This window comes from Botrimarina sp. (genome assembly GCF_040219535.1).
Classification (GTDB): Bacteria; Planctomycetota; Planctomycetia; order Pirellulales; family Lacipirellulaceae; genus Botrimarina.
Genome location: NZ_JAVJSH010000020.1, coordinates 348602 through 371450, shown reverse-complemented (window position 1 = coordinate 371450; position 22849 = coordinate 348602). Strand labels below are relative to the sequence as shown.

Annotated in this window: 16 protein-coding genes; 9 read left to right on the top strand and 7 right to left on the bottom strand. The window is 69.5% G+C overall.

The window, feature by feature from the left end:
- Positions 1 to 427 precede the first annotated feature (427 nt).
- Entirely contained in the window at positions 428 to 1543 is a 1116-nt protein-coding gene (locus RIC11_RS11780; protein WP_350211454.1) for a hypothetical protein, read from the bottom strand.
- A 280-nt stretch (positions 1544 to 1823) separates the two neighbouring features.
- Here RIC11_RS11780 and aroH point away from each other — a divergent pair, with 280 nt between their 5' ends.
- The gene (gene aroH / locus RIC11_RS11775; RefSeq protein ID WP_350211452.1) at positions 1824 to 2246 is read left to right on the top strand and encodes a chorismate mutase; all 423 of its coding nucleotides are present in this window, start codon (positions 1824 to 1826) and stop codon (positions 2244 to 2246) included.
- A 389-nt stretch (positions 2247 to 2635) separates the two neighbouring features.
- Here aroH and RIC11_RS11770 read toward each other — a convergent pair whose 3' ends face one another.
- The 4 genes from RIC11_RS11770 to RIC11_RS11755 all read right to left on the bottom strand — a co-directional run bounded on the left by RIC11_RS11770 (position 2636) and on the right by RIC11_RS11755 (position 9165).
- Positions 2636 to 3481, bottom strand: coding sequence for a carbohydrate ABC transporter permease (locus RIC11_RS11770; RefSeq protein WP_350211450.1), 846 nt, complete (start codon positions 3479 to 3481; stop codon positions 2636 to 2638).
- Positions 3482 to 3574: 93 nt separating this feature from the next.
- Positions 3575 to 4948, bottom strand: coding sequence for an extracellular solute-binding protein (locus RIC11_RS11765; protein ID WP_350211448.1), 1374 nt, complete (start codon positions 4946 to 4948; stop codon positions 3575 to 3577).
- Positions 4949 to 5363: 415 nt separating this feature from the next.
- Entirely contained in the window at positions 5364 to 7655 is a 2292-nt protein-coding gene (locus tag RIC11_RS11760) for a polysaccharide biosynthesis tyrosine autokinase (RefSeq protein WP_350211447.1), read from the bottom strand.
- Between the two features lie 322 nt (positions 7656 to 7977).
- A complete protein-coding gene (locus RIC11_RS11755) occupies positions 7978 to 9165 on the bottom strand; it encodes an exosortase/archaeosortase family protein (RefSeq protein ID WP_350211445.1) in 1188 nt (395 codons plus the stop codon).
- 609 nt (positions 9166 to 9774) lie between these two features.
- Here RIC11_RS11755 and RIC11_RS11750 point away from each other — a divergent pair.
- The 3 genes from RIC11_RS11750 (at position 9775) to RIC11_RS11740 (ending at position 12887) form a co-directional block, all read left to right on the top strand.
- Positions 9775 to 10767: a polysaccharide biosynthesis/export family protein gene (locus RIC11_RS11750; protein WP_350211443.1), complete on the top strand. Its 993-nt coding sequence runs from the start codon at positions 9775 to 9777 to the stop codon at positions 10765 to 10767.
- Positions 10768 to 10937: 170 nt separating this feature from the next.
- The gene (locus RIC11_RS11745; protein WP_350211441.1) at positions 10938 to 11918 is read left to right on the top strand and encodes a hypothetical protein; all 981 of its coding nucleotides are present in this window, start codon (positions 10938 to 10940) and stop codon (positions 11916 to 11918) included.
- Between the two features lie 153 nt (positions 11919 to 12071).
- On the top strand, positions 12072 to 12887 hold the full coding sequence (locus tag RIC11_RS11740; protein WP_350211439.1) for an exosortase-associated EpsI family protein: 816 nt from the start codon (positions 12072 to 12074) through the stop codon (positions 12885 to 12887).
- Here RIC11_RS11740 and RIC11_RS11735 read toward each other — a convergent pair.
- Positions 12808 to 14385 (bottom strand): endonuclease/exonuclease/phosphatase family protein, encoded by a 1578-nt coding sequence (locus RIC11_RS11735; protein WP_350211437.1) that lies wholly within the window; start codon positions 14383 to 14385, stop codon positions 12808 to 12810. The genes RIC11_RS11740 and RIC11_RS11735 overlap by 80 nt on opposite strands.
- 224 nt (positions 14386 to 14609) lie before the next feature.
- Here RIC11_RS11735 and RIC11_RS11730 point away from each other — a divergent pair, with 224 nt between their 5' ends.
- Together RIC11_RS11730 and RIC11_RS11725 are read left to right on the top strand one after the other, a co-directional pair.
- On the top strand, positions 14610 to 15182 hold the full coding sequence (locus tag RIC11_RS11730) for a DUF5698 domain-containing protein (RefSeq protein WP_350211436.1): 573 nt from the start codon (positions 14610 to 14612) through the stop codon (positions 15180 to 15182).
- A gap of 296 nt (positions 15183 to 15478) precedes the next feature.
- A complete protein-coding gene (locus RIC11_RS11725) occupies positions 15479 to 17098 on the top strand; it encodes a S10 family peptidase (protein WP_350211434.1) in 1620 nt (539 codons plus the stop codon).
- A 71-nt stretch (positions 17099 to 17169) separates the two neighbouring features.
- Here the strand turns inward: RIC11_RS11725 and RIC11_RS11720 are convergent, their stop codons facing one another.
- Positions 17170 to 17982, bottom strand: coding sequence for a CAAX prenyl protease-related protein (locus RIC11_RS11720; protein WP_350211432.1), 813 nt, complete (start codon positions 17980 to 17982; stop codon positions 17170 to 17172).
- Between the two features lie 448 nt (positions 17983 to 18430).
- Here RIC11_RS11720 and fusA point away from each other — a divergent pair, with 448 nt between their 5' ends.
- From fusA to RIC11_RS11705, 3 genes are all read left to right on the top strand, one after another.
- On the top strand, positions 18431 to 20545 hold the full coding sequence (gene fusA / locus RIC11_RS11715; RefSeq protein ID WP_350211430.1) for an elongation factor G: 2115 nt from the start codon (positions 18431 to 18433) through the stop codon (positions 20543 to 20545).
- A gap of 295 nt (positions 20546 to 20840) precedes the next feature.
- Positions 20841 to 21260, top strand: a complete 420-nt coding sequence (locus RIC11_RS11710; protein WP_350211428.1) for a hypothetical protein — start codon at positions 20841 to 20843, stop codon at positions 21258 to 21260.
- A gap of 121 nt (positions 21261 to 21381) precedes the next feature.
- Positions 21382 to 22734 (top strand): PQQ-binding-like beta-propeller repeat protein, encoded by a 1353-nt coding sequence (locus RIC11_RS11705; protein ID WP_350211427.1) that lies wholly within the window; start codon positions 21382 to 21384, stop codon positions 22732 to 22734.
- The last annotated feature ends 115 nt before the right edge of the window (positions 22735 to 22849 follow it).

Here is a 22849-nt window from a genome sequence, read left to right as displayed (position 1 = left end):
GCCTCGCTGCTCCCTCATTGCCAAAGCCCCGATGGCCCAGCAAGAGCCGGACTAACCAGCTAGAGCCTCGTGGCCCAGCAAGGAAGCATGGCTCAGTAAGGAAGCCCGACGGCGAAGCCGCGGCCGCTTGCCACCGACCAAAACCTCTCCCGCCCCACAAAGGGACGCAGGACAGGGGCCAGCATTGGAGGGCGTCCAAGAACGCTCGAGCCAGACGGCTTGAGGCCGCACTCGGCTCCCCTTCAATCGCAAGCGGGAGCGGAATCTTAACCTTCGGCTGACAGGTGTCAACGACTCGAACGGAAAATCGCAAGCCGCTCGACGCACGCTCGATACCCAACCGCCAAGAGCCGCTAGCTCAACGCAAACTGCCCATCCTAGCGATGGCCGCGTCGGCCCGTTCGACCCCGCCGCCGGACGCTCGTTATCAAGCAACCGGCGTCGCGTTCGGCGACTCGAATCCCACTACGATCTGCCGCCCGATCCGGTTCTCACCCTCGCGGAAAAAATCGTTCCCGCCCGGCCCGCCGGCCAGCAGCGCCGCCCGCGCCCGCACGCCGTCCGCGGCAAGGCGGTCGTCGCCCGCGCCCAGCTCCACGGCAAGCAGTCCGAACGCCGAGTCGACGACACGCACCAGGTCGTCCCCCGCGCCGGTGTGGATCGCGGCCACGTTGGCCCGCGAGCCGGTCACCGCCACCTCGTCGGCCGAGTCGCCGCGGCCACCCGAGAGCGCGAGCATCCGGGCCGAGGTTTGGCTCAGCCGCATGGTGTCGGCGCCCTGCTGGCCGTCGGCTGCAAACCGTCCGCCGGTGCTTACCCCGTTGGCCGCCAGCGTGTCGCCCCCCTCGCCGAGCCGCACCCAGGCGTTGCCCGCCACTCGCAGCCCCGCGCGGTCGGGCGCGACGGCGACCGACGCGTCGTCGCTCTCGCCACCGGGCGTCGGCGCGCCGAGGCGGACCGTGTCTTCGCCCCGGCCGGTGTCTACCAGCAGGCTGCCGCCGATCCGCCCGGCGCCCACAACCACGGTGTCGTCGCCGCCGCCGGTAGCCACCCGCAGCGAGCCGCCAATCGCGACCGCGCGGTCGGCCGTTTCGGCGGTGGCTTCGTCGCTGGGCGCCTCGCCGTCCGGCGCCCGGCCGTCGCGGCCGACGCCGACGAGCACGCGGTCGTCGCCGGCGCCGGTCTGGATCAGCACCGAGCCGCGGAGGGCCGCGTCGGACAAGACGACCGTGTCGTCGCCGCCGGCCATCCCCGCCCGCACGCCGCGCCACACGCCCTCGACCAACACTCCAGATTCGGGCGCATCGGCTTCGCCGGAGGGATCGGCGCCCCGCTCGCGGACGGTGGTGCCGTCGAGCCCGCGGACTAAGAAACTGCCGGGCGTGGGGCCCGCGGTTACCGCGATCTGGTTGTCTTGATCATCGCCGCGGATCTCGAGCGAACCGTTCACCACGCCGACGACCACGTCGCCGGCCATCATCTGTTTGGCCTCGAGCGCCTCGATCCGCAGGCGCGCAGCGGCACCCTGTTTCTTGCTCTTCACGGGAGCCTCCGAAGTGAGACAGACGAGCCTCCACCGGCCGCTCCCGAACGTTGCGGGACGCGTCGAGACCGAGGAGAGCCACAGTTCCTAGCAACCAACCCCTCACCCCCTGTTGGGGCGCCGGAAAAAATTCGCTGGGGATGGCGCCGCTACCGCCGCAACGCGGCGTGGGCGGGCGTTTGCGTGTCGCTACCGAACGGGGCGCGATTGGGTTAGTCTCCAACCGAGTGGGCGCAACCGTTGGCGCCCCTCTCCCAGCCACCGACGCCGGAGCCTAGCGATGCCTTGCCGAGGGGTGCGTGGCGCCACCACGGTCGATGCGAACGAGCGGGAGGCCATCCTCACCGCCACCCGCCAGTTGCTCGCGCTGGTGATCCGCCGCAACGGCATCCAGCGCGACGACATCGCTAGCGTGATCTTCACCGTCACCAAGGACCTCGACGCCGAGTTCCCGGCCCTGGCGGCTCGGCAGCTCGGCTGGGCCGGCGTGCCGCTGCTGTGCGGCTACGAGATCGACGTGCCCGGCTCGCTGCCGCTGTGTATCCGGGTGCTCGTGCACTGGAACACCGACAAGCCGCCGGCCGAGATCCACCACGTGTACGCCCGCGGCGCCGAGCGGCTGAGGCCGGACCTGGAGAAAATCCCGCAGGTCGACCTGGAAGAGCTCGACGCGTGGATTACCGCCCAGATGAGCGGCTCGTAGCCCGCCCGGCGCCGGCGGGGGGCGATTTTTCGGCCCCCTAGCGGCGGGTGAGCCCTTGAGCGACCCGCCCGCGGTCGGCTAACCTGCGGGGCTCGCGGTCGGCCCGATCCGCCGGCCGGCGGCCCCCGTCCCACGACACAGGCGGCGCATCGCACCCGAAGCGCCACGACACACCGGAGCGACCAGAACTTGGGAACCAAGAAGTCAGGCAAAGGCCGCCGCAAGCAGGGCCGCAAGAAGCGTCGGATGCGGGCGAAGATCCGCCACCGGAAGAAGTAGCGCGCCGTCGCGGCTTTGGTGTTGGGGCCGCGGGCTTACCTCGGAAGCTTTCCCCACAGCAATAGAGCGTTCCGCGAAAGCTACTCGAGGGCGCCCTGCTCGGCGCCCGGTCACTCCTTGAGCCCGCTGGTGGTCGCCCCGCGGATGAACGCGCGTTGGGCGACGAAGAACAGCCCGACGATCGGCGCCGTGAAGAGCACCGCCGCGGCGAGCAACAGGTGGGTCTCGCTCGAGCGCGAGCTGACGAACCGCTCCAGCCCGTAGGCGAGCGGGAACTTGGCCGGGTCGCTCAGGTACAACAGCGGGCCGCCGTAGTCGTTCCACGCGTCGACGAACCGCAGCAGCCCGACGGTCACCAGCGCCGGCCGGCTGAGCGGCAGCACGACGCGCCACAGCACGCCCCAGTCGCCGCACCCGTCGAGCCGCGCGGCCTCGACCAGCTCGCCCGGCACGGCGCGGAAGAACTGCCGCAGCAGGAAGATGCTGAACGCGTCGCCGAGGAACGTCGGCCACACGATCGCGCCGAGCGAGTCGTACAGGCCCAGCTCGCGGATCAGCAAGAACCGGGGGATCATCGTCGCTTGCCACGGGAGCAGCATCGTGGCGATCACCAGGCCGAACACCACGTCGCGCCCCGGCCAGCGGAGGATCGCGAACGCGTAGGCCGCCATCGAGCACGACACGAGCGTGCCCACGACCGAGCCCACACACAGCACCAGCGTGTTGCCCAGGTAGCGCCAGAAGGGCATCGCCGAGAGCGCGTCCGCGTAGTTCTCCGGTCGCGGGTCGGCGGGCCACAGGGCCACCGGGCGGGCGGCCATCTCGGCCCCGCTCTTCAGCGAACCGCCGACCATCCACACCAGCGGCGTGGCGAGCACGACGGTCACGGCCAGCAGCGGAGCGTGCCGCGCAAGCGGGGCGAGAGGGCGGTTCGATCGCTGCTTTTGGCGGCCCATCGACGCGGATTGTAGCGGCTCCCTGCGAGGCGCCTTCCCAGATCGCGAGTCGCCCGGTCCAACTGCGGCCGACGACGCCCCCCCAGCGACGGTTCACTCCGCGAGCGCCGCCCGCAGCCGCGCGCGCGTGCGCTCGGCCGCTTGCTCCAGCCGGGCACGCGGCTCGGCGCCGCGGTACATCGCGTCCTGCGCGGCGGCGGTGACTTCGCGGTAGTAGGTCGACGCGACCGGCAGCGGCGGCGTGGGGAGCTGGTTGTCGCTCGCCGCTAGCTCGACGAACGTCGCGAAGAGCGGCCGCTGCTTCAGGAAGTCTTGGAACGCCGGCCGCTCGACCACCTCCGGGCTGGCCGGGATCCACCCGCCGGCGGCGGCCGTGCGGGCCGCCTGGTCCTCGTGGCCCAGCCCGGCCCAGAACTTCATGAACTCCCACGCCCCCGCCGGGCAGTCGGCGCCGCGCGGCACGAGGAAGTAGTTGCCGTTGACCCAGCCGGCGCGCTCCACGCCGCCGGGCGGAGGGGGGAGCGGGCACACGCCGACCTCGTCGATCCCCTCGCCGCGGGCCGCGGCCGCCGCCTGGGCTTCGGCCAGGTCGCGCACGCGCCACTGGCCGTCCATGATCGCCGCGTAGCGGCGCCCGGCCAGCAACGGGAAGGCCGCGCCGGTCAGCGCCTGGTCGCCGCTGCGGAACGCGGCCACGCGGTCGGCGCCGTAGCGCTGGCTGTAGCCGGCCATCCACAGCAGCGCGTCGACGACCTCCGGAGAGTCGCAAGTGACCCGGGCGGCGGCGTCTCGGGCGTCGGGGTCGGCGAACCGCCCGCCGAACACCACGCCCCACGCCCAGAGCCGGCGCGGGTCGGGCAGGTAGCCGACGCGGTCGAAATCCTCCGAGCCGGGCGGGGTGATCGTCTCGGCGATGAGGTCCAGCTCGGCGAGCGTGTGCGGCCCCCGCTCGGCGATCGGGGCCAGGCCCGCTTCGCGCAGGAGGGTCTTGTTGTAGTACAGGGCGCGCACGTCGAGGCCGTTCACGAGGGCATAGAGCCGGCCGTCGTAGGTCGCCAGCCGCGTGGCGGCCGGGTAGAGCCAAGCCCCGAGCCGCTCGAGCTCTTCGGGGGTGGCCAATTCCGAGAGCGGCGTGAGCGCCCCACGGTGGGCCCAGTCGGCCACGACCGGCTCGTCGTGGTTCATCACGTCGGGCGGCTGGCCGCCGGCGATGGCGAGGAAGAGCTTGAGGTCGAGGTTCGCCCCGGGCATCGCCACGCCGCGCACCCAGTAGCGCGACTGGCTGGCGTTGAAGCGGGCGATCACGTCCTCGACGACCGGCAGGTCGCGACCGCCCCAGAAGTGCCAGAACACCACCTCCTCGGCGCCGCGGAACTGCTCCGGCCGCCCGCCCGACGGCCCGCAACCGGCCGCCGCCAGCAGCCAGAGAGTCGTCAGGGCAGCGGCGCGCGCGGTGCGGATCGGCATGAAGCGAGTGTCCCGCAAGCGCCCCGCGCCCGCAACGCGCGGCCGGCGCGGCAACGAATTGGCCAATAAACGGCGCGGGCGGCCTGTGCGTGGGACAATCACCGCCTCCTGCCGTTCGCGGCGCCGGGGACACAGCCAATCGCGACACCTCGCGCGGTGTAACGCTTCCCTAAACGCTTGGCCGGCAACGGGTTGAGGTCGATTTCGGCACGTTTAACGCGACACGCACGTTTTTTGTGTGTGTCGTGTTTCAAACGTGCGAAACAAATGCGGACACCCGCATCTGGGCGGCGGCGGGGGCGGGCCGGCGGCAACGAAAGGCCTTTACGAAAGGCCTTTACGAAAAGAGCCCCGGCCGAGTGGCCGGGGCTCTGGTGGTGGTGGTTAAAGCGGATCGGCTGCGGCCCGGGCGGGCTCAGTTCTCGACCATCTCGAGCTTCGGCTGCTGCCGCTTCGGCGTGACCTGCTGCAGGTGGGTCACGCGGCGGTCGGCCTTCGACGACACGCCGTTGACGACCGCCCCGATCAGCCGCACGCCCACGCCGCGGAGCATCTCGACCGACTGGTGGATCCTCGTGACGCTCGACTGGTCGCGGAGCACCGACAGGATGGCCCCGTCGCAGTGCTGGCCGAAGAGCAGCGAGTCGGCCACGCCGATCACCGGGGCGCCGTCGATGATGATGAAGTCGTAGTCCGCCCGCAGCTTGTCGAAGATCGGCTGCACCTGGTCGGTGGCCAGGGCCCGGACGGCGTCAGAGTCGCAGTAGCCGGCGGTCATCAGCCAGAGGCCTTCGGCCTGGGTCGGTCGGATGACGTCGGTCACTTCGGCCTCGGTCCGAAGGACCTCGCAGAGCCCGTCCTCCAGCGGTTGGTTGAACAGCGAGTGGAGAGCCGGCCGCCGCATGTCGCCGTCGATGAGCAGCGTCCGCCGGCCGGCGCGGGCGAGGCTCGCGGCCAACTGGCTGGCGACCGTGGTGCGGCCCTCGGCCGTCTCGGGGCTGGTGACCAGCACCAGTTGCCGCTTCTTCTTGGTCGACTCGTGCATCAGAGCGGTCCGCACGCTGTCGATCGACTCGCTGAGCTGAGCGAACACCGAGTGCGAGCCGCTCTTGCCGCCCAGCCGCGGCAGCGTGCCGATCACCCGGATGCCGAGGCCCTCGTCGACCTGGTCGGGCCCGTTCAGGCGCCGCTTGCTGAACTCTGCGTAGCCGATCGCCAGGCAGGTCAGCACCAGCGCGGTGAGCCCACCCAGGCCGGAGATCGCGTAGCGTTGCAGCTGGTTGCGGTTGTTGAACGTGTTGGCGATAGGCCGCTGGGCCGGGTCGGCGCTGACGGCGGTGATCCGCGCGGGGGCCTCGCTCTCGACGGTCAGGTTTTGGATCTTCGTGGCGATCCCTTGCTCGACCTCGCGGAGCTGCTCGATCTCCGCCAGGCGGAGCATCAGGTCGGTGTTGTTCTTCGCCTTCGCGTAGAGGTCCTGCTTGAGCTTCTCGAACTCTTGGTCGATCTGGGCCAGCTCCGCTTGCTTCATCTGCCGCATGATGGTGTAGCTCATCGTCTGCGTCTTCAGCAGCGGGTTCGGGTCGTTGGACCGCTCGCCGGCGATCTGTGCGAGCATCTGCTGCTGGGCCATCGCGATCTCTTGCTGCAGCTCTTGGACCTGCTTCTCGAGCTGCCGGATGCGGGCCGACGTGCCACGCTTGACCAGCGCCGCCTCGGAGCGGATCTGCATCTGGTAGTACATCACCATCTGCTGCATCTGGCTGATCATCGGGTCCATCGACATCTGCTGTTGGGCCAGCTGCTCTTGGTAGGTCGGGTCGTTGATCTGCGCCTCGAACACCTTGAACTGCATGGTCGCCTCGCCGATCTCTTCCTCGATCTTCGACCGGCGGTTGAGCAGGCCCATGACCTCGCTGAGCATCAGCTTGGTCTCGGGGTCGAAGCCCCCTTGGTACACGGCGCTGGACCCGGCCTCTTCGGCCAGGGTCTGGTACTCCGTCATCTTGTCGTAGACGATCTCCTTCAGGTCCTTCAGGCTCCCCTGCAGGATCTGCAGCGGCCGGGCGCGGGAGGTGCGGTCGCGGAAGAGGACCTCGTCGTAGTACGAGGCACAGACCGCCTCGACGATGTCCTTCAGCTCTTGTTCCGGGTACGGGCCGGAGAGCGTGACCTCGAGGATCTCGCCGTTGTTCGGGAACGACACGAGCAGCTCGTCCTGCAGGTACTCGACCTTGTCGTCGGCGTCGTCGAAGAAGGGGAGCTTCGCGATGTTGTACCGCTCGTTCCGCAGGGCCGCGTTCAGCACGAACGGGCTCTTCAGGTAAGCGATCTGCGTGCCCTTGAAGATGTCGTAGTCGGTGGTCGTCTGCACGGCCGTGCGGTCGAGCAGCGTCATCGGGTTGCTCGCCACCTGGAACTGGGTCGACGCCGAGTTCGTCGGCGGGAACAGCCAGTACAGGCCGGCGGCCACGGCGGCCGACAGCAACAGGCCGGTCGTCGAGGCCAACAGCCAGCGGCGTCGCAACGCGTGCATCAGCCCGCTGCGGTCCATGCCGCCTTTGAGCACGTCGTTGCCGCCGGCGGCGACCGGCTGGCCGATCGGGCCATGCACGCCGGTCAGCGCGCCCACCGCGACGGGATTCGTCGGGACCAACGAGGCGCCCGACTCGGGGGAGGCGATGTTGCCGTTTTCGTTCACACTCATCGGGCCTTGTTCTCCGTTTCGGACGAGGGCCCCTCTAGCGATGCTGTCGGGACCGGACCATTTAGCAGACAAGCGGCGCCCGCCGGGGGGGCAGGCGTGGGCCCCGCTGCCGGGGCGCTCTTCCGCGTGTCGCTGGGTTGCAAGCCGAGGGCCAACGCTTGGCCGCTGGGCGGTTATTGCTTGTAAGTTGCTTCCTGGCAGTTACTTACGCGATCCGCCATCGCGCTAGGGCCGCCGCCTGCATGTTGCGATTTGGCAAGCCGCCACGGCTCACGGTGTAGAAACGCCACACGCCAGGCCCTCCGAACCCGCCGCGCGACCCTCACGTTCCCCGCACCGGCGGCGCGCCGAACTGCCCCGCCAGCCCGCCGTGGCCGTGCTCGATGCCCCCTTCTTCCTGGGTCAACGAGGACAAGATCTTCAGCTCCAAGTACAGCAGGCCCATCGCGATGGGCATCATCGCCAGGCCCGCGTAGTCGTGGATCAATTGGTGGATGGTCTCGCCCTCGGGGAACAGGCGGTACAGCAGCGCCGTCGCTACGATCCGCGTGATGTTGACGATCAGGGCGATCGGCAACGCGCTGAGCAGGATGATCACCCGGTCCCACCAGGGCCGCTTGATCAGCAGCGCAACCGCCACCGCGAAGCCGCCGAAGATCGTGACCATCCGCAGCCCGCTGCACGCCTCGGCCACCTCGAGCGGGATCCCGTCGACGATGATCTTGTTCCCCTGCCGCACGACCGGCTGGCTGAGGATGGTCAGCACGACCTCGCTAGCGACCGCGGCCAGCTTCTGCAGGTAGAGCAGGAAGCTCTGCTCGAACGCCGACGGCAGCGGGTACATGAAGAACAGGAAGCCGACCGCCGGACCGGCCCACTTGAGCAGCCCCCACCCGCCGACCATCACAAACACGCCGAGCATGGCCAGCAAGAAGGAGTACCGGTCGAGCGGGTCCATGTAGATCGACGAGGCCCACAGCCGAGCCCCGTAAGCGGCGAGCAGCATCGCCAAGCCGATCCACCTCTCGGCGGCAGACACCCGCTGGAAGGGTTGCCCGATCAGCACGTAGGCCATCGTGGACAGGCAAACCGCGGCCAGACCCACCCCCTGCAGCAGCGGGATCTTCAAGAAGTAACCAGCGACCAACGCCGCCAGCGACGCGCCGGCGGTCACCGTCCAGAACTGGAAGGCCGGCATAAGGCCGAGGAAAGTCGCTTCCTGGGCCCCCTCGGGCGGCTCCTGGGCCTCCGGGTTGGGGCGCATGGCCCACATCACGTAGAGCGCGATGAACGGCACCAGGTAGCCGTGAGAATACTGCGCGTTGTCCCAGAACGGCGCGGTCAGCGCCAGCATGTTCCAGTAGGAGTAGACCAGCAGGGCCACGAGCCCGACCAACGCGAAGTACGAGTAGCGCTGGTAGGTGTCGGACCACGAGAAGGTCGCGCGCTCCTCGGGTCGGGCGCCGGCGAGGCCGATCGGCGAAACGGGGCTGGCGAAGTTCGAAGCCATGCTGGGGTAGTCGGGTAGCGGGGGTGAGAAGCGGAAAGTCGCGCTCGCCGTGGTCGGTAGGCTCTCTTGCGAGCCGCGCAGCCACGGCTTGGCGATCCGGCCGTTTTCTCGCAAGCAGGTAGACGCAGGCTCGGCGGGAGAAGTTCCAACGGCGGGCGGGCATTCTGTCTGCGCCGCCCCGGGGAGCGTCAGGGGGGCGCCGCGCGGATCGCCGGCTTTTCGGTGCGGGCGGCGTGGCTAGCCCGAAGCTAGGCGTGCTGTCACCGCCTGTCAAACACTCGGCGCGAGCCGGCGTGGCGGGGCCGGCGCCACCGGCGCCAGCGGGCCGATCGCCGTTCGCTTTGGGGGGAATTTGCGGGCTGGGGCAAAGTTCCGCCCGCGCCGGTCCGATCATAACGACTGTGCGGCTGGCGCCCCTTACGCGCTCCCCGCACGCCGGGCCCCCCCTGGGCCGCCAAGTGAACTGCTGCGCCCTTCGAACAGGCGAGACAAGCGATGACCGGCGAAACCCACTGCGACACATCACCGGCCTCTCGGGGGTCACGGGCATCCCGGGGGTCACGGGCCTTTTGGGGCCGGCGCCTGGGCCTGGTTTGCTGTGCGGCGGCCGTGGCTAGCAGCGGCTGCACGGCGTTCTACGCGCCGCGGTCGCCGATCCCGGCCGCGCCGGCTCCGCCGCCGGCCGATTCGCCGGTGCCGCGCGAGCTGGAGATGATGTCGCTGCCACCGTACCGGATCGAGCCGCCGGATATCTTGCTGATCAACGCGATCAAGGTCGTGCCCAAGCCGCCGCACATCATCGAGCCGTTCGACGGCCTGCTGATCCGCGCCGCGGGGGCGTTGCCCGACCAGCCGATCGCCGACGCGTTCTTCGTCGACCCCGAGGGCATGATCGACCTGGGCCCGTCGTACGGGAAGGTGAAGGTCGTCGGCCTCACGATCGACGAAGCGAAAGACGCCATCCGCCGCCAGCTGGGCGACCTGCTGGCCGAGCCTGAGGTGAGCGTGTCGCTGGCCGTGTCTTCGGGCGCCCAGCAGATCGTCGGCGAGCACCTGGTGGGGCCCGACGGCCGCGTCAACCTGGGCACGTACGGCTCGGTCTACGTGACCGGCATGACGATCGCCGAGGCCAAGGCCGCCATCGAGGAGCAGCTTTCGGACACCCTCGAGGACCCCGAGGTGATCGTCGACATCTTCTCCTACAACAGCAAACGCTACTACATCATCACCCAAGGCGCCGGCTTCGGCGACAACGTGGTCCAGGTGCCGATCACCGGCAACGAGACGGTCCTCGACGCGGTCGCCGCGATCGGCGGCCTCAGCCAGGTCTCCTCGCGCCGGATCTGGATCGCTCGCCCGGCCCGCAACGGCGACCACTGCGAGCAGATCTTGCCGGTCGACTGGGACGACATCAGCCGCGGCGCATCGACCGCGACCAACTACCAACTGCTGCCCGGCGACCGGGTGTTCATCGCCGAGGACCCGCTGCTGCGGCTCGACTCGGTCGTGTCGAAGCTGACCCGGCCGCTGGAACGGCTGTTCGGCTTCACCTCGCTGGGCGCCGGAACACTCAACCGGATCGAACGCTTCGGACAGCTGTAATCGCCTGAGCTAGGGCGTCGCCCCCGGGGGGCGGGTCGTGGGCCCGCCGCCCCGGGCAAGTGACGCCGGGCCACCCACCGCGGCAACCAAGGATTCCACGCCCCCGGCCTAGGGCGGCGGCCCAGCGGCCGCCCCACCAGGGGGGCGCTTTCGAGACGAGGGATCGGAATATGCTTCGCGTTACCACGTTCCGCCTAGCGGCCGCTGCCCTGGTGTCGCTCGGGCCATCCGCGGACCAATCGTTGGCGTCTGGCGTGGGGGCTTCGATCTACGTGACGGCCCGCAAGGCCGACCCGAAGGTCAAGCCGGCCAGCCACGCCGCGCCGGCCAGCCACCCCGCGACGGCCAGCCACCCCGCGATGGCCGGGCCCCCCGTGCCGGGCTGCGTAGAATGCGGCCGCCACGGCTTCGCCTGCATGAAACACATCGGCGTGACGCCGTGCATGCCCGAGGGCGCCTGCGTGCCGAACCGCGATTCGTTCGGCTACACGGCGACCCGCTGGCGGAAGTGGCCGGGCGTGGTCTACGACGACGGCCGCGAGCCCCGCCCCGCCGAGCTCGAAGAGGACGGCGGCCTGCTGGACGACGTCGACGAACCCGCTCCGACCGAAGAAGACCGCCAAGCGCCGCCGCCGATCGACACGGCCAACGCGCCTGGGGAAGAGGGCGAGGAGGGCGTCGGGCCGGGGGGCGGCGAGTTCCCGTTCGAGCCGGGCGCGCCGGGTGAGCCCGGCGGCCGATTCGAGTTCGACCTGCCGGCCGCGCCGGGCGGGGCCAACGGGCCGTTCCAGCCGCCGCGTCCGGTGGCGCCGGGCTTCCGCGATCAGCCGGCCCGGCCCGGGGCGACGCAGCCGGCGCCCGGAGCACAGCCGAACGCGCCGCCGCTGCCGCCGTTCGAGTTTGGCGGCGCCCCGCGACGCGGGTCGGTCGCCGACGGGGCGCCCCCGCGGTTGCCGTTCTCGTCGCGGCCCGCCGCCGCCGTGAAAACCACGCCGAGCGACGACGCCCCGCCGCCGCTGCCCGAGGGCTTCACGCGGGTCCTGCCCGGCGCGTTGCTCCGACGGCTGCCCGGGTTCGACCAGAAGCGCGACGCGGCGCCCCGGTACGACGCGGCCGTGCAACCGGTGTCGGCGGCAGAACCGGTGCGTTGAGTCGCGCACGCGGCGGCCGCGGAGGTGAGTTGCTTGACGGTAGCCGTCGGCGGCCGTAGCGTTGCAGGCTGAGGTCGGATCGCCCGTGGGGCGACCGCTCGTCTGCCTCCGCGGCCCCATCGGGGCGCCGCTCACGCTCGGAAACCGCCGACCATGCTCCGCGTCCTGCCTGTCGTCCTCGCCGTCCTCGCGATCGCCACGCTGACCGTCGTACAAGGGTTTTACACCGAGCGGTGGGTCTCGAGCGAGCACGCGGCTTACAGCGCTTCGTTGCTCAACAAGGTCCCGAAGCAGATCGGCGAGTGGGAGGGCACGGAGAGCGAGGTCGACGACGACACGCTCGAGACCGCCGGCGCCGATGGCTACGTGTCGCGCGGCTACACGAACCCCTCCAGCGGGAAGAGCGTCGGCGTGTGGCTGATCGTCGGCCACGCGCGTGACACGGCCCGCCACACGCCCGACGTGTGCTACCGAGCGAGCGGCTACAAGCCTGCCGAATCGCAAGACCGGCAGTACCTGACGCTCGACGACGGACGCGAGGTCTCGTTCTTCACGAACTTGTTCGAGCGGCAGACCCCCGCCGGCGGAATGGAGCGGCAGCGGGTCTTCTGGACCTGGTTCAAGCCGGCCGAGGGCTCCGGCGAGCCGGTCACTTGGTTCGCGCCGAAGAACGTCCGCTACGAGATCGGCGCCGCGCCGGCGCTGTACAAGCTGTACTTCACGGTCTCCGGCGAAGAAGCCAACAAGCCGCCCGAGGACAGCGTCGCGCTAGACTTCGCCAAGACGTTCATCGCGGCGACCGACCCGATCCTCAGCAAGGCCAACGGCGAGGTCCCGCCGGGGTTCCAGGGCGCCGAGAAGCCCGACCCGCCGGCCGAGGCCTTCCCGCCTAGCGCCGCGCACCCCGACGACGAGTCGACAGATGAGTCGACAGATGAGTCGGCAGACGACGAGTCGACAGCAGGCTGACGGCCACCACCAGCATCGCCCCGGCGGCCGGCTCCGGCACGCCGGTTGTGGGGGTTGTGGCGCCGTACGCGTCGGCCCACACGGTGTAGTCGCCCGGCTCGTAAGCGGCGCCGAGCCCGTCGCGCCACAGGGTGTAGTCGGCCGCGTCGACACGGCCATCGGTGTTGTAGTCGCCCGCTAGAGCGGCGAAGACCTCGTAGGTCAGGTCGAACCGGAAGGGCCCGCCGGCCGCCCCTTGGCTGTCGGTCGTGACCAAGAGGGTCGCGGTTTGCTGGCCGACGACCGACGTGTCGAGCTGCACGGTGCGCATGGCGGGGAGCCCGTCGGCCAGGTCGACGCCCGTTAGCTGGCCCGCTGTGGAAGCCGTGGCGCCGGACCACTCGATCGCGAAGTCGAGCTCGTCGGCGCCCAGCGGGGTGAGCACGTCGGCGACATTCTCGACGAACACGTCGACCCCCAGCGGCTGGCCGGCGAGCGCGGTGAGCGGGTGGTCGCCGAGCCACGCGGTCAGCACGGCGGGCAGTTGGAAGTCGGCCACGACCGGCAGGTGGTCGCTGGCCGTGAAGAGCGCGTTGAGCACGTCGGCCCGAGTGAGCGACGCCCCCTCGCCGAAGTCGAACTCGTACGTGTTTGCGAGCGAGTTGACCGGCAGGTTGTAGGTCGAGCCGTTGTTGCCCAGCACGTGATAAGAGCCGTCGATGAGGTCGAGCCCCTCGCCGTCGCGCCACTCGGTGGTCGGCAGCAAGAAGTCGAAGCGGTCGTCGACGTCGGTGTTGCCGTGCGTGTGCACGGTGCGGGCGCCGAAATTGTTCTTCCACTGGCCCGGGAACGCGGCCGGGTCGAAGGCCTGCGAGTCGCCGGCGCGGGTCAGCTCGACGAACGCGTCGTCAAAACTCGAGCGGAGGTTGAAGTCGCCGCCGAAGATGACGTGGGCGTCGCCGCCGAGGGAGTCGGCGTCGGTGCGGATCACCCGCGACGCGGCCGCGCGGCGGTCGAAGTCGCTCGGCGCGCCGCCGGCCTTGTAGTGGTTGTTGTAGACGTAGAAGTCGGCCTCCTCGCCGTAGCCGACCGGCCGGAACCGTGCGCGGAGCGCCTGCCGGGCCGGCAACGGGTTGCCGCCTGCCGCGCCGATCGCGCGTTCGTCGATCAGCTGAACCGACTCGGCGCGGTAGATCACCGTCTGGCGGATGTCGGAATAGCTCGGCCCGGTCGCGACCAAGCCGCGGCGGTACGTGCCGGCACCGTAGAGCGCGTTGAGCTGGTTGACGATTTCTTGCGTCGACGTGAAGGGCTCGTCTTGCTCTTGCAAGAGGAGCACGTCGACCGGCTTCGCGAAGCCGTTGACCCGCTCCAGGCCGATCGCCTGGAGGACGGTCGGCGTCCCCGGGTTGGGCCCGTGCAGCGTGTTGTAAGTGGCGATCCGCAGCTGGGCCGAAGCCGCCGACGCGGCGAACGCCACCGCGGCGATCGCCAGCCCCTTCAATACAGCGTGATGCAACTGCGGTGTCTCCGAGTCCGAGTCTTCAATCGAACGCAGCCAAGGGGCCGCGGCCGGGGGGTCTTGCCGAAGCCCCGCAGCATACGCGGCCACGCCGGGCGGGTCGACCGATCGGCCGATGTGGGGAGCCGCCGCCGGCGCAAGTGGGGCGCCGGGCGGCGGCACGAGCGGTTAATCTGCCTCGCCCACGAGTTCAACCGCCCCGCCCGTGCGCCGCGCCTTCTATGCATTTTCTCGACGCCCTCCCGCTGCCCGCCCTGGCGGCATTGATCTTCGCCCTGCGTGTTGTCGACGTGTCGATCGGCACCTTCCGCACGATCGCCGTCGTGCGTGGGCGGGTGGCCACGTCGGTCGCGTTGGGGTTCTTCGAGGTGCTGGTCTGGGTCACCACGGTGACGCACGTCATCCAGCGCGCATCGGACAACGGCTGGTTGCTGCTGGCCTACGCGGGCGGCTTCTCGGCCGGCAACGCGGCGGGCATCTGGGTCGACCGCCGCCTGGCGCTCGGGAGCGTGATCGTGCGGATCGTCTCGCGCGGCGACGCCGGCGCGTTGGCCGAGCGGTTGAGGACGCACGGCCCGAGGGTGCTGACCTTCCAGGGGAGCGACCGGGGCGAGCCGCTCACGCTGTTGTACATCGCCACGCGCCGCCGCCGCGTGCGGCGCCTCATCGAGAGCGCGCTGGAGATCGACCCCGACCTGCTCTACGCGATCGACCAGCTGGGCGAGTCGAACTGGCTGCTCGGCGCGCCGATGCCGACCCCCTCCGGGTGGCGGGCGTGGGCGAAGAAGAAGTGAGCCGCGGGTCGAGGGCCGTTCGATTCTCCAAGCCCGGGCGAATAGCCGAGCTAGGCGATCTGCCGAAGGCGGAAGGCGGAAAGCGGAGTGGGGGCGGCCTCGACTCGGCTTCTGACAAGCCAGCTTCCGCCCTCCGCCCTTCCCCCTTTCTTCAAACAAGATCGGACCTCGCTCACCTACGCCAGCCTGAGCCACCAAGCGCCCCCTGGCCGCGGGTCGCACGCGGGAAGCGGTACGGCTAGGGTGAGGTACGCTTGTTTTCCGCAGCTTATGCCCACCACGGATACGCCATCGTCATGCCCGCGCTCTCTCGCCCTCTGCTCCTGCTCCTAGCCCTCGCCTGTTTAGGCCTGCCGGCCGCCGCCGACCACCACGATCGAGCGGCTTCCGACTCCAAAGCGAAAGCGTCCAAACAGGGCGACGAGTCGGGCGACGGGGGCAAAGACAAGAGCGACAAGAACGAAGACACCGACGACGAGCAGCCCGAGCTGTCGATCACCACCGGCTCGGTCACGATCGACGGCGAAGAGGTCGAGTACTACGCGACGGCCGGCAAGCTGCCGCAGAAGGACGACTCGCTCGACGAGAAGGCGCAGCTGTTCTTCGTCGCCTACACGAAGGGCAAGCCGCCGAAAGACTCGGACAAGCACGCCGAGGACGGCGGCCCGGACGCGTCGCGCCCGATCACCTTCTGCTTCAACGGCGGCCCCGGCTCGGCGAGCCTGTGGCTGCACCTGGGCATGCTCGGCCCGAAGCGGGTGAAGCTGCCGGACGACGCGTCGTTCCCGCCGCCGCCGTACGAGGTGACGGACAACCCGTACTCGCTGCTCGACGTGACCGACCTGGTGTTTATCGACCCGGTGAGCACCGGCTATAGCCGCGCCGCCGAGGGAGAAGAGAAGGCCCAGTTCCACGGGCTGGAAGAAGACATCGAGAGCGTCGGCCGGTTCATCCACGACTACACGACCCGCTTCGGCCGCTGGCGTTCGCCCAAGTTCCTCCTCGGCGAGAGCTACGGCGGCATCCGCTCCGGCGGCCTGTCGCACCTGTTGCAGGACCGCTACCGCATGTACCTCAACGGCGTGGTCCTGGTGTCGGCCGTGCTCGACTTCTCGACGCTCGACTTCGCCGCGAACAACGACCTGCCGTACATCCTCTTCCTGCCCGGCTACGCGGTCGCCGCGTGGGAACAGAAGGCGCTCGACGACGAGCTGCTCGGCAAGTCGATCGAAGAGATCAACAAGTTGGCCGAGGAGTTCGCCTACGGCGACTACGCCGACGCGCTGCTGCAAGGCGCCTCGATGCCCGAGGAGAAACGCGAAGAGGTCGCGGAGCGCTTCGCGGAGCTGACCGGCCTGTCGAAGGGCTACGTCGAGGACAACCGCCTGCGCATCCCGATGTGGCGGTTCTCGAAGGAGCTGCTGCGGGACCGCAACCTGATGATCGGCCGCTACGACAGCCGCTACGCGATGCCCGGCCGCCAGCCCGGCGGCGACTCAATGGAATACGACCCGTCCGGCGTGTCGCTCACCGGCATCTTTAGCGGCGCGATGCACGCTTACCTGCGCGAGGGGCTCGAGTACGAGGACGAGCGGGTCTACGAGGTGTTCGGCTCGGTCCGGCCGTGGAACTACAAGCCGTACGTGAACAGCTACGTCACCACGGCCGAGGACCTCCGGCGAGCGATGACCGAGAACCCGGCGCTGCGGGTCTTCGCCGCGTGCGGCTACCACGACCTGGCCACGCCGGCGTTCGCGATGGAGCACACGCGCGACCACGCGCTGGACCGCCAAGACCTGCTCGACCGCTTCGACATCCGCCACTACTTCGGCGGCCACATGATGTACGTGTACGAGCCGTCGCTGAAGGAGCTGCGGAAGGACCTCGTGAAGTGGTACGAGGAGGCGACGCCGTGATGGCGTGAGGGACGAGGGACGAGGGACGAGGGGCGGGGGGCGGGGGGCGTCGGGAGCGTCGCACGCTTCGCTCACCACAGGGCCCAGTCTTCTTGCCACAGCACCCACACGCCGAGCAGGAAGTTCGTCACGGCGTGGGCGGTCACGCAGTCCCAGAAGTTCTTCGTGCGGACCATCAGCCACGTGACCAGGCTGAACCACACCAGCGACGCAAGCTTTTCCGGGTGGTAGAGCATCGGGAAGGCGGTGCCGACCACGACCGCCATCGTGGTCACCCGGCCGAAGGGCACACGCGACAGGTCGGGGCTGACCACCGTCCGCATCAGCCAGCCGCGGAGCATCAGCTCCTCGAAGAGCGGCACCATCAGCGCGAGGCCGATGAAGCGGACCACCAGGAAACCGTACCGCACGGCCGGGCTGTCGATCCGCTCTAGCGGGTTAAACGCGGGGCGCTCCGCGCCGAAGCCGAGCAGGCCCAGCAAGCTCATCGCGGGGCTCTCCGGCCCGCCAACCGCTTCGACGATGCGGGCCTCGAGCCCCACTTTGCTGCAAGCGATCCACAGCACCACGCCGACCATGCCGACCACGACCGCCAGCGGCGACACCCGCAGCCGCCACTGCCCCCACGCCGCGCGACACAACCACAGCGCGGCGGCGGTGATCGCGAGCTTCACCGCGTAGATCGCCGGGTAGTGGTCGTAGGTCAGGCCGAACAGGCCCGGCTCGGGGTCGATCCCCGGCCGGGGAGCGGACGGCTCGAACGTGCCGAGCACCATGTACACGGCCATCGGCAGCAGGTAGGTGACCGGGTTGTCGGCGTCGAGCCCTAGCGGGGCCGGCCGGTCGGACGCTTGGGCGGCGTTCGGAGGGGCGTCTTCGGTCATCGTGGGCGTCGGGGCGGTCGGGACGGCGAGCCCCAGAGCGTACCCCACACGGCCGCTGGGGGGGCGCCACGCCGCGGGCGGATAGCGGATTTCGTAAAAAACCGGCCTGTTCTCGGGAGCGTATGTGGGTAAAAATGCAGGCTTCTAACCACCCCAGCGGCCCAGCGGTACCGGTGCGCCGAAGCAGGCGACCCGATCCCGCCGGGCGGCACGTGGCCCGACTGCGTAGCACCGATGGCTCGGCCGCGTAAAACCGCTGCCCGCGCCATAGCAACGACGCCGTAGCAACAACCCCTGCCCGGCCGAACCGGCGGAACGCCTAAACCGCCCGCCCCGGCCAGCCCACCCAGCCCCCTTTCCGCAAGCTCTCGGGCGCGTCCCGGCTCCCGCCCCCCGTCGACGGGGGGTCGACGGCGCCGCGGCCCGCTCGCCCCAGGACCCTCCCACCATGAACCTCGCGAAAGTTCGCAACATCGGCATCTCGGCCCACATCGACTCGGGCAAGACGACCCTCAGCGAGCGGATCCTGTTTTATGCCGGTCGGATCCACAAGATCGAGGACGTGCGTGGCGGGGGCGACGGCGCCACCATGGACCACATGGAGCTGGAGAAGGAGCGTGGCATCACGATCACGTCGGCCGCCACGTACCTGTCGTGGAAAGAGCACAACATCAACCTGATCGACACGCCGGGCCACGTCGACTTCACGGTCGAGGTCGAGCGGTCGCTCCGCGTGCTCGACGGCGCGATCCTGGTCCTGTGCAGCGTGGGCGGCGTGCAGTCGCAGTCGATGACGGTCGACCGCCAGATGAAGCGGTACAACGTGCCGCGGCTGGCGTTCGTCAACAAGATGGACCGCACCGGCGCCGACCCGTTCAAGGTCGTCAAGCAGGTGCGCGACAAGCTCGGCGCCGACGCGGTGCTGTTCCAGATCCCGATCGGCAAAGAAGACAACTTCAAGGGCGTTGTCGACCTGGTCTCGATGAAGGCCTACTACAACGACGGCGAGAAGGGCGAGGTCGTCCGCGTCGACGAGATCCCCGAGGACCTCAAGGGCCCGGCCGAGGACTACCGCCACCAGATGCTCGAGGCCCTGTCGATGTACGACGACGGCCTCATGGAGAAGATGCTCGGCGAGGAAGAGATCACCGACGAGGAGATCCACAAGACCACCCGCGACGCGGTCATCAACCAGGCGTTCACGCCGGTCTTCATGGGCTCGGCCTTCAAGAACAAGGCCGTGCAGCCGCTGCTCGACGCGGTCATCCACTACCTGCCCTCGCCGACCGAGGTCAGCAACTACGGCATGAACCCCGAGTCGCAAGAGCGGATGAAGCTCGAGGCGAACGCCAAGAAGCCGCTCGTGGCGATGGGCTTCAAGATCACCGACGACGAGTACGGCCAGCTCACCTACACCCGCATCTACCAGGGCAAGGTCGAGAAGGGCGGCGCCTACTTCAACCAACGCTCCGGCAAGAAGGAACGCTTCAGCCGCCTGGTGCGGATGCACTCCAACAAGCGCGAGGAGATCGACTCGGCGTCGGCGGGCGACATCATCGCGGTGATGGGCATCGACTGCGCGTCGGGCGACACCTACTGCGACGGGCTCAACTACTGCACGCTGGAGAACATCTACGTCGCTGACCCGGTGATCAAGATGTCGATCGAGCCGAAGAGCCGCGACAATTCGGACAAGCTCTCCAAGGCCCTGCAGCGGTTCCGCAAGGAAGACCCGACGTTCCACGTGTTCACCGACGAGGAGACCAACGAGACGATTATCGCCGGCATGGGCGAGCTGCACCTGGAGGTCTACGTCGAGCGGATCCGCCGCGAGTACGGCGTCGAGGTCACCGTCGGCGCGCCCAAGGTCAGCTACCGCGAGAGCGGCCAGCAGCCGTACGACTTCGACCACAAGCGGAAGAAGCAGACCGGCGGCTCCGGCCAGTACGGCCACATCGTCGGCACCATGCGTCCGATGTCCGAGGCGGACCGCGCGGCGATCGAGGAGGCCGGCGGCGAGGTCGGCGAGTTCTACTTCGAGGACAAGGTCACCGGTGGCCGCATCCCCAAGGAGTACATCCCGGCGGTCAAGAAGGGCTTCGAGGAGATGATGGAGAAAGGCCCGGTGGCCGGTTACCCGGTTGTGGGCCTCACGGTCGAGCTGCTCGACGGCTCCTACCACGACGTCGACTCGTCCGACATGGCGTTCAAGCTCACCGCGCGGGAGTGCTTCCGCGAGTACTTCAGCCGCATGAAGCCGGTGTTGCTCGAGCCGATCATGAAGATGGAGATCGAGTGCCCCGAAGACTTCCAGGGCTCGGTGGTCGGCCAGGTCAGCAGCAAGCGGGGGATGATCGTCGAGACCGAGACCAACAACGGCATCACGAAGATCATCGCCGAGGTCCCGCTCGCCGAGACCTTCGGCTACTCCAACGACCTGCGGAGCCAGACCCAGGGCCAAGGCACCTTCAGCATGGAGTTCGAGAAGTACGCGCCCGTCCCCTCGAACATCCAAGAAGAGATCGTCGAAGCCCGCCGCAAAGAAGCCGGCAACGCGGCCTGACCCGAAGGCGAACAAACGACCCAACCCGAACGGGCCCGACGCGCCAGCGCCGGGCCCTTTTCGTTTGGTGACGCCCCGGTTGTTCTCCTAGCCCTTGTGCGGGAGCCCAGGCCGCAATGCCGGGGAGCGTGTCGGCGTCGATTCCGCTAGCAACTCCCCAACTCCCCGGCCATACGACCCGCGGCGCCCGCCGCCGTTGGGGGTCGGCATAACTTGTGTCACCGGATCCCCCGAGCGGGTGGATTGCGCCGGGAGTTTTGCTCGCGGCGCGTCCTTTCGATTACGATGGGGCCTTATGCACTTGCCCACCGCCGAGACCCTGAACCACCGCCTCAGCTCCGCCGCCCCTTGGTGGATCGGCTTGGGGCTGACCGGCGTGGCGGTCACGCTGGCCGGCGGGGAATCGCCGCTGCTGTCGAGCCTCGCCCTGGTGGGCATCGGGTCTGACGCGGACATCGCCCGCCGGCTGCGCGAGGCCCAGGCGGCCAGCGTCGGCGAGCCGCACGGCGTCGACCCGGCGGTCGTGGCCGGCGTCGTCCGGCGTGTCCACGCGGCGATGTACGCGGGGCTGATCGTGTTTGCGTGGGCGTCGCTGCTGCACCTGGCGGGCGACAGCGAGGCGGCCACGCCGGTCCGCTACTGGCTGGCGGCCGACGTGGCGGTCGCCGCCTTCTTGGCGATCGGCTACACGCGGCTGGCGCGCCGCGTGGACTGACCGCTACCACGCGATCTCTGGGCCAGACTGTGCCCGGCGCCGCCCGAAACGGGTAGGATTCGCGGAGCGTCGCCGCCGGTGCGGCGCCGCCCCTGGATCCGCCCCTTCGGAGACCGCCCCGATGCGCCGACTCTTCGCCGCCGTACTGATAGCCGCCGCCGCCCCGGCGATCGCCGACGACTGGCCCGAGTGGCGCGGCTCCAACCGCGACGCCATCTGGCGCGAGGCCGGCATGCCCAAGGAGGCGCCCTCGGGCGATGTGCAGCCGACTTGGTCGACGCCCGCCAATCTCGGCTACGCGGGGCCGGCGGTCGCCGACGGCAAGGTCTACCTGTTCGAGTACGAGCGGAGCGAGGGCTCGATCACCGACAACCCCGGCGCACGTGACAACCTCGAGGGCGTGGAGCGGCTTCGTTGCCTCGACTCGGCGACCGGCCGCGAGCTGTGGCGGTACGAGTACGAGCGGCCCTACTTTATCTCCTACCCAAGCGGGCCCCGCTGCACGCCGACCGTCGACGGCGACCGGGTCTACGCGCTGGGCGCCGAGGGAGACCTCACGTGCCTCGACACGGCCGAGGGCACGGTCGTGTGGAAGAAGAACTTCAAGGAGGCCTACGCGGCCCCCACGCCGCAGTGGGGCCACTCGGCCCACCCGCTGGTCGATGGCGACTTCCTCTACTGCCTCGTCGGCGGCGAGGGGAGCGTGGTCGTGGCGTTCGACAAACGCACCGGCGAAGAGAAGTGGAAGGCCCTCTCGACGCCATCGATCAACAACGAGTGCGGCTACTGCCCGCCCACGATGATCGAGCAAGACGGCGAGCGTGTGCTCGCGGCCTTTCACCCCGAAGGCGTGACCGCGTTGACCCGGGACGAGGGGAAGGTCCTCTGGAGCGTTCCGATCGATTCTTCCTACGGCATGTCGATCGCGCAGCCGGTGCAGGTGAAAGACCTGCTCTTCGTGACTGGCTACACCGGCGACGGCGGCGCGTCCGTGCTGCTGAAGCTCCCCACCGGCGGCGGCGAGCCGGAGGTCGTCTGGTCGGGCGGGCCGAAGCGGTCGATCTCGGCCGCGAATTCGACGCCGGTCCCCGCCGCGGAGGCCGACGTGATCTACGGCGTCGACGCGAACGACAGCGTGCTCGCGGCGGTCGATATGGCGAGCGGCGAGCGGCTCTGGCAGACGCGCGAGCCCACGCTCGCGGCCGACGCGGGCCGCCGCGCTCGCCACGGCACGTGCTTCCTCGTCCGCCAAGCCAACACCGACCGCTTCTGGATCGCGAGCGAATCGGGCGACCTGATCCTCGCCAGCCTCACGCCCGACAAGTACCAGGAGCTGAGCCGCTTCAAGATCGTCGAGCCGACCGGCGACGCGTTCGGCCGCCCCGTGTGGTGGAGCCACCCGGCCTTTGCCGAAGGGGCGGTCTTCGCGCGGAACGACAAGGAAATCGTGCGGGTCGATCTGGCGACCGAATGAGGGCGTGGGTCACCGCGGAGGGCGCGGAGCACGCGGAGGGTGGAATGAGCAATGAGCAAGCCCGAGGACCAACGAGCGGCGGTCGCTTTCCTTCTTCCTTCTCCGCGCACTCCGC